Here is a 13,276-nt window from a genome sequence, read left to right on the forward strand (position 1 = left end):
CCTGTATGACTCACTCTATAATGCGGAACGCAGAGCGTCGCGGATCAGGGTTTCACAGTCAGCACCCGGTTTAGCAATTTTGCTCACCAAACGGCTGGCTTCCTGTGGTTTATAGCCCAAAGCAACCAGTGCCGAAGCAGCTTCCGCCTCAATATCGGCATCCGATGTTTGCGATGAACTGGCGGGCAACTGAATATCGCCGGTATTATTGAACAGATCGCCATTCAGACCTTTAAAGCGGTCTTTCATTTCCACCACCAGCCGTTCGGCCGTCTTCTTGCCGACACCGGGTAATTTAACCAAAGTGGTAATGTCTTCCCGTTCAACCGCGGCCACAAATTGCTGCGCAGACATGCCGGAGAGAATGGCCAGCGCCAGTTTAGGACCAACACCGTTAACTTTAATCAGTTCGCGAAACAGCGCCCGCTCCTGCTTATCATTAAAGCCATACAAAAGCTGAGCATCTTCACGCACGATAAATTGGGTAAAGATAATGGCTTCCTGCCCCAAGTCCGGCAGCTCATAAAAGCAGGTCATTGGTAATTGGACTTCATAGCCAACACCGTTTGTTTCCAACAGCACCAACGGTGGCTGTTTTTCCAGAATGATACCTCTGAGGCGCCCTATCACGTTGACTCTCTCCTCGTTTACCCGCGGTCGGGTATAAACATAATGGCTGTTTATAGCATAAAAAAGGCTGGATGGATATCCAGCCAACAATAACTGTTAACCTGTTCGCGTCTGGTAATGGGTTAGCGAATTCTGCCACGCGCCAATGTCATTTGGTCATTCCCCAATCGCAAGGTATTTTGACTAAGATGGCAATGGGTTATCGCAATAGCTAATGCATCAGCCGCATCGGCCTGGGGATTCGCTGGCAGTTTTAACAGTGAACGCACCATATGTTGAACCTGACTTTTTTCTGCCGCCCCGGTTCCCACCACAGTTTGCTTTACCTGGCGGGCTGCATATTCAGAAACCGGTAAATTCAGGTTTACCGCAGCAACAATTGCAGCGCCGCGTGCTTGCCCCAGCTTTAATGCCGAATCCGGGTTTTTCGCCATAAACACTTGTTCAATAGCAAAAAAATCAGGTTGGAACTGAGTGATAATTTCAGTCACACCAGCATAAATTAGCTTCAGACGAGTAGGCATATCGTCAACAACAGTGCGGATACAACCGCTGCCCAGATAAGTGAGCTGACGGCCTTGCTGGCGAATAACGCCATAACCGGTGACACGAGAACCGGGATCGATGCCTAATACGATCGCCATACCAGTTTTTTACCTTATTCGCTGCATTGCTTCTCATTAATATTATGTTGAGTAACATTAATGAGCAAAGGCACCGTACCTGTGCAATACCGGGGGTGCCTCTAAAAACACTGGCCACAGAATGCGGCCAGTGAGAATCACATAACTCATTGAACAACCGGATGAGATGACGCTGTTTTACAATGTTGCCGCCACTTCATCAGAGATTTCACCGTTATGGTAAACCTCTTGCACATCATCAGAATCTTCCAGCATATCGATCAAACGCAGCAGTTTTGGTGCGGTTTCTGCATCCAAATCCGCTTTGGTTGATGGAATCAACGCAACTTCAGCACCTTCAGCCACCAGACCCGCTGCATCCAAAGCATCTTTCACCGCGCCTAATGACTCCCAAGCAGTGAACACGTCAATAGCACCGTCATCATATACCACGATATCATCGGCACCCGCTTCCAATGCCGCATCCATCACGGTATCTTCAGCCAGACCTGGTGCGTAAGAGATGACGCCTTTTTTGGTAAACAGATAGGAAACAGAACCATCGGTTCCCAAATTACCGCCGGTCTTAGTGAATGCATGGCGGACTTCAGATACGGTACGGTTACGGTTATCACTCAGACATTCAACCATCACGGCAGTGCCGCCAGGTCCGTAGCCTTCGTAAATAATGGTTTCCATATTGTTATCTTCGTCACCACCAACACCACGGGCAATTGCGCGGTTCAGGGTGTCACGCGTCATATTATTCGATAACGCTTTATCGATGGCCGCACGTAAACGTGGGTTTGCACCGGGATCACCACCACCCAGACGTGCCGCAGTCACCAGCTCACGGATAATTTTAGTGAAAATCTTACCGCGCTTAGCATCCTGTGCCGCTTTGCGGTGTTTTGTGTTGGCCCATTTACTATGACCTGCCATAAATAAGTATCTCCAAAAATACTAGCTTGAATAAAGAACATACTCTTCAATCGCTTGCTGATTACTCCAGGATTTAGTTAATGCTGCGGCATCTGCAGCATCTAACCACTGGTAGGCAAGATGTTCGGTGATAACCACATCCCGCTCTTCGGGTAACGCCAGACAGAACCAATGTTCTTTATTCCGCGTAACACCCGGCGCATAGCGACGGCGCAAATGCACAAAGAGTTCAAATTCCACACAACGCAGGCAGTCGAGTAGATCAAGGTTTTCACCCAGTATATCAATGCCGACTTCTTCCTTTACTTCGCGCTGTGCGGTTTGCCGCGGCGCTTCCCCCTCTTCCAGACTGCCGGTCACCGACTGCCAAAAATCAGGATCATCACGCCGTTGCAACATCAACACCCGACCACTGGATCTGGCGTAGATCACCGCCAGTATTGATTCTGGGCGCTTATACCCGTCATCTTTCAAACTGCAAGTGTGTTGGCTTCGCTCGTTACTCGGCCCGTCCATGGGCCTCGCCTCATTGAGGCCGCTGCTAGCAGCGTTCAAATCTGCTCCCTGCTGATTTGTCATCCGAATCACTTACCGGTGTAAGCTCACCGGGATTCTCTTGCTTGCCGCCTTCCTGCATCTTGAAATCTATTGGGTATATATAATTCATTACTTCTTCTCTTCTTCCGCTACGTCTGTTGCCCCTTTCTTCGCCACTACGCTGATTGACAGCTCTTGCAGAGAAGCAGGATTAGCAAAGCTTGGCGCATCGGTCATCAGACAAGCCGCAGCAGTGGTTTTCGGGAAAGCAATGACATCACGAATGTTATCAGTACCGGTCAGCAGCATCACCAGACGATCCAGACCGAAAGCCAGACCTGCGTGTGGTGGTGTGCCATATTTCAATGCGTCCAGCAGGAAGCCAAATTTCTCACGCTGCTCGTGTTCATTGATACCCAGAATACCAAACACCTGTTGCTGCATTTCGGTACGGTGAATACGCACGGAACCGCCACCTACTTCATAACCGTTAATCACCATATCGTACGCATTGGCGATAGCCGTAGTCGGTGCCGCAGCCAATTGCTCTGGGCTCATCTCTTTTGGTGCAGTAAACGGATGATGCATCGCCGTTAGGCCGCCTTCGCTATCATCTTCAAACATCGGGAAGTCAACCACCCACAGCGGCGCCCATGTTCCCAGTTTGGTCAGTTCCAGATCACGACCTACTTTCAGACGCAATGCACCCATCGCGTCAGTGACGATTTTGTTGCTATCGGCACCAAAGAACAGGATATCGCCGCTTTCAGCCTGAGTGCGAGCCAGAATGGCTTCCAGCACCTCTGCAGTGAGGAATTTCGCAATGGGGCTTTGTACACCCTCAACGCCGGCTGCACGGTCATTGACTTTCAACCATGCCAAGCCTTTCGCGCCATAGATGTTGACAAACTGGCCGTACTCATCAATTTGCTTACGGGTAACCTGTGCGCCACCGGGAACACGCAGTGCAGCGACACGACCTTTGACATCATTTGCCGGGCCAGAGAAGACTTTAAACTCAACCTCTTTAACCAGATCCGCAACATCCACCAATTCCATTGGGTTACGCAGGTCTGGTTTATCAGAACCGAAACGACGCATAGCTTCAGCAAAAGTCATCACCGGGAAATCACCCAGCTCGACACCGTTGGTTTCCTGCCACAATTCACGCACCAGTCTCTCCATCACTTCGCGCACTTGATCGGCGGTCATGAAAGAGGTTTCAACATCGATTTGGGTGAATTCAGGCTGGCGGTCAGCACGCAAATCTTCATCACGGAAGCATTTTACGATCTGATAATAACGGTCAAAGCCAGACATCATCAGCAACTGTTTAAACAGTTGTGGTGATTGTGGCAATGCATAGAACTTGCCTTTGTGTACCCGGCTTGGCACCAGATAGTCACGCGCACCTTCTGGCGTTGCCTTGGTCAGCATTGGGGTTTCAATATCGAGGAAACCATGGCTGTCCATAAAGCGACGGACAAAGCTGGTGATTTTTGCACGGGTTTTCAGGCGGTCGGCCATTTCCGGGCGACGCAAATCCAAATAGCGATACTTCAGACGCTGTTCTTCAGTGTTGGTCTGATTAGAGTCCAGTGGCAACGGCTCAGAACGGTTGATGATATTCAGCGCATTGGCAAAGATTTCCACTTCCCCCGTCGACATATCTTTATTGATTTGGCTATCTGGGCGCGCACGCACGGTGCCGGTAATCTGGATACAGAACTCATTACGCAACTCTGAAGCCTGTTCAAAAGCGGCTTTATGGTCTGGATCGAAAAATACCTGAACGATGCCTTCGCGATCACGCATATCAATAAAAATCAGACCACCGAGGTCACGACGACGGTTAACCCAACCACAAAGTGTAACGCTTTGGCCCACATGGGACAGATTCAACTGCCCGCAATACTCAGTACGCATACAATATCCTTTTACTCAGCCGATGCCACACGCGTTATGCACTGTCCGTGCGACTGTTTTCTTAGGTGTTTTGGATTAAAGAGTCTTGAAAAATGGGGGCCATTATAAAGGAATTTCATGGTATAGATAAGAGCGAACGCACAGCTCAGGCATGACAAAATCCCTTTCAGCGATGTTTTAACACATCATTTAACAAATTTATCCCCTCACAAGGACCGCCCGATAACATATGCTAGCAACAACGGGTCAGCAGGTGGAACCGCTCATCCAGACTTTCGCATAATGATATTGAGGCGTAACAGAATGAAACTTGATGCAAAAACCACCGCACTGGTACTGATTGACCTACAACAAGGGATCTTACCTTTTGCCAAAGGCCCCTATACGGCTGAACAGGTCATCGCCACCAACGCACAATTGGCAAAGCAGTTTCGCCTGCTGGGTGCTCCGGTGGTTTTAGTGCGAGTGGGTTGGTCTGACTCCTTCGCCGAGGCACTAAAACAGCCCGTAGATCAGCCAAGCCCTGCCCCCGAGGGTGGGTTGCCAGACTCATGGTGGACGTTCCCAGAACAACTCGCGGTGGCTGATCAAGATATCAAAATTACTAAACACCAGTGGGGCGCATTTTACGGCACAGATTTGGATTTACAATTACGCCGACGCGGCATAAAGACCATCGTATTGGCGGGGATTGCCACCAATATCGGTGTGGAATCAACAGCTCGTGCCGCTTGGGAGCACGGTTATGAGTTGGTGATTGCCGAAGATGGTTGCAGTACGGCGAGCAGCGAGATGCAGCAGTTCGCATTTACCCATATTTTCCCGCGGATATCCCGCGTGCGCAGCAGTAGCGAAATTCTTGCGGCCCTTAACGCGTAACGCTATAACGTCAGCGCAGCTAACAACGCTGTAGCGCCAAGTGATAAAAGTTTACCCAAATTAATTGGTGTTACAGCTAGGCAGCAAATGAATGACAAATCGGTCGGGAATCGATTTGAACAGCATTTATGCTAGCCCGCAGGGTGAGCCTCAGTATGAGGCTCATTAATCCCGATGAGCTGACATTAGTCAGTGATTCGGGTGAATGAGTGCAGCTAACAACGCTGTAGTGCCAAGTGATAAAAGTTTACCCAAATTAATTGGTGTTACAGCTAGGCAGCAAATGAATGACAAATCGGTCGGGAATCGATTTGAACAGCATTTATGCTAGCCCGCAGGGTGAGCCTCAGTATGAGGCTCATTAATCCCGATGAGCTGACATTAGTCAGTGATTCGGGTGAATGAGTGCAGCTAACAACGCTGTAGTGCCAAGTGATAAAAGTTTACCCAAATTAATTGGTGTTACAGCTAGGCAGCAAATGAATGACAAATCGGTCGGGAATCGATTTGAACAGCATTTATGCTAGCCCGCAGGGTGAGCCTCAGTATGAGGCTCATTAATCCCGATGAGCTGACATTAGTCAGTGATTCGGGTGAATGAGTGCAGCTAACAACGCTGTAGCGCCAAGTAAGAAGGGTAAAATATGTATATCGGACTGCCGCAATGGCAACATCCAACCTGGAACCGGCTGGGTATCAAGGATTTAGCTGACTATAGCCGCTACTTTAATTGTGTTGAAGGGAATACCACGTTTTATGCATTGCCACGGCTGGAAATAGTACAGCGCTGGCGTGATATGACGCCGGACAGTTTCCGCTTTTGCTTTAAATTCCCCTCGACGATTAGCCATCAGGCGGCTTTGCGCGAATGTGAGCAAGATCTACAGGCTTTTTATCACTGTTTGGCTCCACTGCATGAACGCATTGGCCAGTTGTGGTTACAGTTGCCCGCAGCATTTGGGCCTAATGCGTTGAACCATTTGTGGCAATTTCTCGATAAATTGCCCGCAGGCTTCAATTATGGGGTCGAAGTGCGTCATCCTGAGTTTTTTGCCAAAGGTGCTGCTGAGTTGGCGCTCAATCAAGGTTTGCACCAACGGTCAATCAATCGGGTAATATTAGATAGCCGCGCTATTCATGCCGCCAAACCGGCAACTGCGGCCGTACGGGATGCACAAAGCAAGAAACCCCGCCTCCCTGTTCATGCCGTCGTCACTGGCAGTCACCCCTTGGTGCGATTTATTGGTGGCGACCAAATAGATGATAATTTGGCTCTATTTTCGCCATGGTTACAAAGGCTGCCACAGTGGGAACAGCAATATCAGCCTTATTTATTCATTCACACACCAGATAACAGTGACTCGCCGCAGCAAGCACAAAAGCTATGGCAACAGTTGGCAGCACGCATACCGACGCTAGCAACCGCACCTGACTGGCCTGAACAAGTGACGTTGTTTTAAGCTCATCTTTCCAAACACTAAACTGAACCTCAAGAAATGACAATCCATCGATTTTTCTAGCGACAGTGACCCAACAGGCGGTTATCATTATTCCGCCAGTCTATGGTTGGGCAATGGAGTTGAAAATGGTTAGCTCGCTTTATGTCGTGTTGGGCGCACTGTTATTGATAAAGCTTTCATTTGATGTGGTTAAATTGAGAAACCAGTACCGGGTAGCTTATGGCGACGGCGGTTTTTATGAATTACAAACCGCTATCCGGGTACATGGGAACGCCGTAGAATATATCCCTATTGCTGTCATTTTGCTCATTATGATGGAGATGAACGGTGCTGAAACGTGGATGATCCATATCTGTGGATTAATGCTGATAGTTGGCCGCCTGCTACATTATTATGGTTTACGCCATCGCGAAATTCGCTGGCGTCGCTCCGGGATGAGTGCCACCTATGTTTCTTTGGTATTAATGGTTATAGCTAATATTTACTACTTGCCTTGGGATCAGATTTTCAGTCTGACCTGATAGGCATATCGCTTGTTCCGTTGCGAGGTCCCCATCGCCGGAGTTCTATTAGTTTGGGCGGCTGACTACCGCCTTCACGCTCATCTGTGTCTATCAGCCCTCTTCTCACGCATTATCACGCTATTGCGTTTGGTTTTCTGTTATAATATGCGCCTTAAATTTCTTGTTAATGCCAATGACAGTCATGCCAAATCGCGACACTCAATCTCAAAACGACGCACAACGCCATCCGGCTGGGGCTATCGAGCCACTGCGTGACAGCCTATTTGCTGCCCCTATTGCCAAGTTAGGTGACTGGACCTTCGACGAAAAAGTTGCTGAAGTGTTCCCCGATATGATCCAGCGATCGGTCCCTGGTTATTCCAATATTATTTCGATGATAGGCATGTTGGCGGAACGTTTTGTGCAGCCTCACAGCCAGATTTATGATCTCGGCTGCTCGCTGGGTGCGGCCACCCTGTCAATGCGCCGTAATATTAAGGCTGAAGGTTGCAAAATTATTGCCGTGGATAACTCGCCGGCAATGGTCGAACGTTGTCGCCGCCATCTTGATGCTTTTCGGGCGGAAACGCCGGTGGAGGTTGTCGAGTCCGATATTCTAGATATTCGGCTGGAAAATGCCTCCATGGTGGTGCTTAACTTCACCCTACAATTCCTTGAACCGGCAGATCGCCAGCGGCTACTTAACCAAGTGTACCAAGGGTTACGCCCGGGAGGTGCTCTGGTGTTATCCGAAAAATTCAATTTTGAAGATAACGATATTGGCGAATTACTGTTCAATATGCACCTCGATTTTAAGCGCGCTAATGGCTATAGCGAACTGGAAATCAGTCAGAAACGCAGCATGCTGGAGAACGTCATGTTAACCGACTCGGTTGAAACCCATAAACAACGCTTGCATCAGGCGGGTTTTGAACACGCAGAAGTCTGGTTTCAATGCTTTAACTTTGGTTCTCTGATCGCCCTGAAAGCAGGAGAGGCGCAATGATTGAATTTGGCGATTTTTACCGGCTGATTGCCAAAGGCCCGTTAAGCCCATGGTTAGATACCCTGCCCGCTCAGCTCAGTGCCTGGCAGCGTGAGTCGTTACACGGCAAGTTTAAAACCTGGTTTAATGCGGTAGAGCATTTGCCGTTACTTACACCGACCACCTTGGATTTGCGTGACGGTGTACGGGCCGAAATGTCCCCCCCGATCTCTGCCGGTCAGCGGGAAGGGATGGAGAATATGTTGCGTGCGCTGATGCCGTGGCGCAAAGGCCCATTCTCGCTATATGGGCTGGATATTGATACTGAATGGCGTTCTGACTGGAAATGGCAACGGGTGTTACCGCATATTAGCCCACTGGCTGGCCGTAGCATTTTGGATGTCGGTTGTGGTAGTGGATATCATTTGTGGCGCATGATTGGCGAAGGTGCCCATCTGGCCGTCGGTATCGACCCAATGCAGCTGTTTTTATGCCAATTTGAAGCTATTCGTAAACTGCTAGGGGGGGATCAGCGAGCGCATGTGTTGCCACTGGGTATCGAACAGCTGCCGGAACTTGCAGCCTTTGATACCGTATTCTCGATGGGGGTGCTGTATCATCGTCGCTCACCTTTGGACCACCTTTATCAGCTCAAAAATCAGTTGGTCAGCGACGGTGAACTGGTACTTGAAACCTTAGTCGTTGCAGGCGATAGCCAACAGGTGTTAGTCCCGGGTGACCGTTACGCTCAGATGCGCAACGTATATTTCATTCCATCGGCACCGGCATTGAAAGCCTGGTTGGAAAAGTGTGGGTTTGTCGATGTCAGGATCGCTGATATGGCGCTGACCACCACCGATGAACAACGCCGTACTGACTGGATGACCAGCGAATCGTTAGCCGAGTTTCTTGACCCACATGACCCGAGTAAAACGGTAGAAGGCTACCCTGCTCCCCTCCGAGCGGTATTAATCGCGCGTAAGCCATAATAAGGCAGCCCCGGCGTAATTGGCCGGGGCAGTGTACAACGGTTGGCAGCACGCTTGAAAGAGCTAGGCACTTTGTGAAAGAGGGCGGCCCATCACTAATAAACTCTTCATTGCCTCAACGACATCACCATCAACACAATAATGGGCAAACTCATCAACATCACTGTCAGCACACATAGTGACGCCCGCTTTGCGATATTTCATCGTCGATGGGACCGCCCGCCCGGCAGAGCTGTGCAGCTCACGGATACCGGCATCAATAAACTTTTGCATATTCGTCAAACGAACCCCAGCGCCCGCCATGATAACCGGCCCTTTATCCTGAGTTGCAGCAAGCAAATCTTTTAATAACGCCAACCCCAGCTCAGCATTTGGCTGCTGGCCCGAGGTTAAAATCCGCGCCACATTCAGGTCAGTTAATTGCTGTAAGGCAATCATTGGGTTCTGGCACATATCAAATGCCCGGTGGAAAGTGACCGCCAATGGGCCACTGATGGACATTATCTCCCGCATCCGTGGCATATCAATGTGGCCGTCGGTATCCAGTACACCAACCACTACGCCCGCAAATCCCATATCACGGATTCGCGCGATATCATTTTTGATGATTGCAAAATCATTATTGCTATAACAAAAATCGCCACCTCGAGGCCTTACGATAGGATGCACCGGAATAGTAACAGTTTCATTGGCTTGCATTAATGTACCAACGCTGGGTGTTAAGCCCCCTTCGGACTGACCGCAGCACAATTCAATCCGGTCGGCTCCTGCCTTTTCTGCTATCTGCGCGCAATCAACGCTATAGCAACAAATTTCCAATATAGTCATTCTCTCTCCCGTTTGACGAACGCCACTGCGACAGTATTTATACCCGCTTACTTACGGGCATATAAATAAGAACTAAATAATTTACCTGTTGAATAAATAGCGAAGATCGCTCTCAAGTAAAAACAGAAACTAATAAAACATACTTAAGCGTTTACTATGGCACTCATTTTAAATCTATGAGTAGATGTCAGTCACAGTGATAACCATAAGTGAAAGTCGCTATCAAAATAAATAACCCATTAACGTTAAATATTGCGCTCACTGGCTATAATTTGCCGCAAAGTATAGGGATGGAACTTAATGGTTATCTCACCATCACTCACCGCCAGTGTCGGGTTGGCTAAGCGCTCATGTTCCCCTTGTGGAGAACTGAATTTCTCGCTGATACCCTCCGGTAATGTGGCTGGCAATAAAGCACGAGCACGTGACCTCAAGGTATGTGGGTCCCCTGGCAAGACTAGCTCGATATGCTCCCATCCCTGATGGGGGTAATGCGTTTTCCCCGGATAGGGTAATTCCACGCAATCGATCAGCCATGGCCCGACCACCAGAGGTTGAGCTAAGTCGAACAGGTAAATCACCCGACCATTAATCAGTGTCTCGGACATCAAATCACCGCACTGCGCTAACCCACTGCGCCAACGTTGCGCGGTTTCGACTTGGTGGCAACGTAACGAAATATGATCAGCGCTAAATTGCATTAAATCCAAATTCAATCGCGTGGCGAAGCGAGCCAGTTTTTGCTCAAAGCATGGTAAGTCAGTAAATAAGTCCTGTAATTCGGCAATATCTTTCAGGCTACGCATCCGGCTCTCCTTTTGAATTGTTATTGCGGGCAGTAACGCGGCCATAATCTACCGTTATTACCGCTAATCAGCCATATTTAATCTAACCGTTTTGTTCTTTCGCATTCGCCATTGCTAATAAAATAACCGGTTAATCTATTTAGCCATGAGATTAGCGACAACCACTGGCCTGATGCTGACGCCGAGGGTCAAATATGGTATAAATCCTGCCATCTTGTGACTAACCCTCTGCCAGACGGCTCTGCCGCCCATCATTTTTGTGGTGAAAGGCTTTGGCCTTGTTTGAATTAACTGGCACAGAGATTTTCTTGTGCGTCATTAATCTGTCTTTTGTGCGTAATTAAGGTAACCCGGTGAATATTCAGGCTCTTCTCTCAGATAAAGTCAGCCAGGCGCTGATTGCAGCAGGTGCTCCAGCAGATAGCGAAGCTCAGGTTCGCCAATCTGCTAAAGCTCAATTTGGCGATTATCAAGCTAATGGTGTAATGGCCGTTGCCAAAAAACTTGGCATGCAACCAAGGCAACTGGCAGAAAAAGTCATCGAGCTGCTTGATCTTTCAGGCATTGCCAGCAAAGTTGAGATTGCCGGCCCCGGTTTTATCAATATTTTTCTGGACCGCCAATGGGTTGCAGAAAAAGTAGAACATGCGCTGACGGCACCGAAACTCGGTGTTGCACCGGTAGAACCGCAAACTATCGTGGTTGACTACTCGGCACCCAACGTGGCTAAACAGATGCATGTCGGCCACCTGCGTTCAACCATCATCGGCGATGCAGCGGTGCGCACTTTAGAGTTTCTGGGCCACAATGTTATTCGCGCTAACCACGTGGGTGACTGGGGAACCCAGTTCGGCATGTTGATTGCCTATTTGGAAAAGATGCAGAACGAAAATGCCAGTGATATGGGCTTATCGGATCTGGAGCTTTTCTATCAGCAAGCCAAGAAAACCTATGACGAAGATGAAGCGTTTGCCCAACGCGCCCGCGCTTATGTAGTGAAACTGCAAGGCGGTGACGAGTATTGCCGTCAGATGTGGCGCAAGTTGGTGGATATCACCATGGCGCAAAACCAGATTGCCTACGATCGGTTAAATGTCACACTGACCAAAGATGATGTAATGGGTGAAAGCCTGTATAACGCCATGTTGCCGGGTATTGTTGCTGATCTGAAAGCCAAAGGGCTGGCGGTGGAAAGCGAAGGCGCAACCGTGGTGTATCTGGATGAGTATAAAAATAAAGATGGTGAGCCAATGGGCGTCATCATTCAGAAAAAGGATGGCGGTTACCTCTACACCACCACAGATATCGCTTGTGCCAAATATCGCTATGAAACCTTGGGCGCAGACCGCGTGCTGTATTACATCGATACCCGTCAGCACCAGCATCTGATGCAGGCCTGGACTATCGTTCGTAAAGCCGGTTATGTTCCTGAGTCAGTACCCCTTGAGCACCATATGTTTGGCATGATGCTGGGTAAAGACGGTAAACCGTTTAAGACGCGCTCCGGCGGTACAGTGAAGCTTGCCGATTTATTGGATGAAGCTATCGAGCGTGCCGGCAAATTGATTGCCGAGAAAAATCCTGATATGCCCGCAGATGAACTGAAGCAGGTGGTGGACGCCGTTGGTATTGGTGCGGTGAAATATGCCGACTTGTCTAAGAGCCGCACCACTGACTATATCTTCGACTGGGATAACATGCTGGCACTGGACGGTAACACGGCGCCTTATATGCAATATGCTTATACCCGCGTGGTTTCAGTATTTAAGCGTGCCGGTATTGATGAAAGCAACCTGACATTGCCATTGGTTATCACTGAAGACCGTGAAGCAGCACTGGCTACCCGCCTGTTGCAGTTTGAAGAGGTCATCACCACGGTGGCCCGTGAAGGCACACCACATGTGATGTGTTCATACCTGTATGATTTAGCAGGCTTGTTCTCCAGCTTCTACGAACACTGCCAGATCCTGAATGCAGAAAGTGAAGAGATCCGCCAAAGCCGCCTAAAACTGGCGATGCTGACAGCAAAAACACTGAAGCAAGGTCTGGATACTTTAGGTATTCAGACGGTAGAACGGATGTAATTGGTAGCTACATCTATATTCTCGATTCTCGTCGCCCGGCAAAATACAGGGCGGCGGGTATATCAGTGAAAAGGCACCTTTAGG

Annotated in this window: 13 protein-coding genes; 6 read left to right on the forward strand and 7 right to left on the reverse strand. The window is 49.1% G+C overall.

Features of this window, described 5'->3' with window-relative positions; all coding sequences use genetic code 11:
• Positions 1 to 15: 15 nt before the first annotated feature.
• The 5 genes from ruvA to aspS form a co-directional block, all read right to left on the reverse strand.
• The gene (gene ruvA / locus V1953_RS10995; protein WP_083159002.1) at positions 16 to 630 is read right to left on the reverse strand and encodes a Holliday junction branch migration protein RuvA; all 615 of its coding nucleotides are present in this window, start codon (positions 628 to 630) and stop codon (positions 16 to 18) included.
• Between the two features lie 122 nt (positions 631 to 752).
• Positions 753 to 1,274 carry a crossover junction endodeoxyribonuclease RuvC gene (gene ruvC / locus V1953_RS11000; protein WP_005185237.1) on the reverse strand — a complete coding sequence of 174 codons (522 nt, stop codon included), beginning with the start codon at positions 1,272 to 1,274 and terminating at the stop codon, positions 753 to 755.
• A 177-nt stretch (positions 1,275 to 1,451) separates the two neighbouring features.
• Complete coding sequence (locus V1953_RS11005) at positions 1,452 to 2,195, reverse strand: YebC/PmpR family DNA-binding transcriptional regulator (protein ID WP_083159003.1); 744 nt, start codon at positions 2,193 to 2,195, stop codon at positions 1,452 to 1,454.
• 21 nt (positions 2,196 to 2,216) lie between these two features.
• Positions 2,217 to 2,711, reverse strand: a complete 495-nt coding sequence (nudB, locus tag V1953_RS11010; protein ID WP_442850890.1) for a dihydroneopterin triphosphate diphosphatase — start codon at positions 2,709 to 2,711, stop codon at positions 2,217 to 2,219.
• Positions 2,712 to 2,861: 150 nt separating this feature from the next.
• On the reverse strand, positions 2,862 to 4,658 hold the full coding sequence (gene aspS, locus V1953_RS11015; protein ID WP_442847866.1) for an aspartate--tRNA ligase: 1,797 nt from the start codon (positions 4,656 to 4,658) through the stop codon (positions 2,862 to 2,864).
• Positions 4,659 to 4,961: 303 nt separating this feature from the next.
• On the opposite strand from aspS, the gene V1953_RS11020 reads away from it, so the two are divergent.
• From V1953_RS11020 to cmoB, 5 genes are all read left to right on the forward strand, one after another.
• Positions 4,962 to 5,537 carry a hydrolase gene (locus tag V1953_RS11020; protein WP_372558917.1) on the forward strand — a complete coding sequence of 192 codons (576 nt, stop codon included), beginning with the start codon at positions 4,962 to 4,964 and terminating at the stop codon, positions 5,535 to 5,537.
• A 644-nt stretch (positions 5,538 to 6,181) separates the two neighbouring features.
• The gene (locus V1953_RS11025; protein ID WP_083159006.1) at positions 6,182 to 6,997 is read left to right on the forward strand and encodes a DUF72 domain-containing protein; all 816 of its coding nucleotides are present in this window, start codon (positions 6,182 to 6,184) and stop codon (positions 6,995 to 6,997) included.
• A 125-nt stretch (positions 6,998 to 7,122) separates the two neighbouring features.
• Positions 7,123 to 7,518, forward strand: coding sequence for an MAPEG family protein (locus V1953_RS11030; RefSeq protein ID WP_083163679.1), 396 nt, complete (start codon positions 7,123 to 7,125; stop codon positions 7,516 to 7,518).
• A gap of 184 nt (positions 7,519 to 7,702) precedes the next feature.
• On the forward strand, positions 7,703 to 8,506 hold the full coding sequence (cmoA, locus tag V1953_RS11035) for a carboxy-S-adenosyl-L-methionine synthase CmoA (protein WP_102970419.1): 804 nt from the start codon (positions 7,703 to 7,705) through the stop codon (positions 8,504 to 8,506).
• Complete coding sequence (gene cmoB, locus V1953_RS11040; RefSeq protein ID WP_420073092.1) at positions 8,503 to 9,474, forward strand: tRNA 5-methoxyuridine(34)/uridine 5-oxyacetic acid(34) synthase CmoB; 972 nt, start codon at positions 8,503 to 8,505, stop codon at positions 9,472 to 9,474. Before cmoA ends, cmoB begins: the two co-directional genes overlap by 4 nt.
• A 63-nt stretch (positions 9,475 to 9,537) precedes the next feature.
• Here the strand turns inward: cmoB and cutC are convergent, their stop codons facing one another.
• Both cutC and V1953_RS11050 read right to left on the reverse strand, forming a co-directional pair.
• The gene (gene cutC / locus V1953_RS11045; protein WP_083159007.1) at positions 9,538 to 10,302 is read right to left on the reverse strand and encodes a copper homeostasis protein CutC; all 765 of its coding nucleotides are present in this window, start codon (positions 10,300 to 10,302) and stop codon (positions 9,538 to 9,540) included.
• A 245-nt stretch (positions 10,303 to 10,547) separates the two neighbouring features.
• A complete protein-coding gene (locus tag V1953_RS11050) occupies positions 10,548 to 11,108 on the reverse strand; it encodes a VOC family protein (RefSeq protein WP_083159008.1) in 561 nt (186 codons plus the stop codon).
• 353 nt (positions 11,109 to 11,461) lie between these two features.
• On the opposite strand from V1953_RS11050, the gene argS reads away from it, so the two are divergent.
• Positions 11,462 to 13,192, forward strand: coding sequence for an arginine--tRNA ligase (argS, locus tag V1953_RS11055; protein WP_083159009.1), 1,731 nt, complete (start codon positions 11,462 to 11,464; stop codon positions 13,190 to 13,192).
• The last annotated feature ends 84 nt before the right edge of the window (positions 13,193 to 13,276 follow it).

The sequence above is a fragment of the Yersinia sp. 2541 StPb PI genome (genome assembly GCF_052217145.1).
GTDB classification, from domain to species: Bacteria; Pseudomonadota; Gammaproteobacteria; order Enterobacterales; family Enterobacteriaceae; genus Yersinia; species Yersinia enterocolitica_E.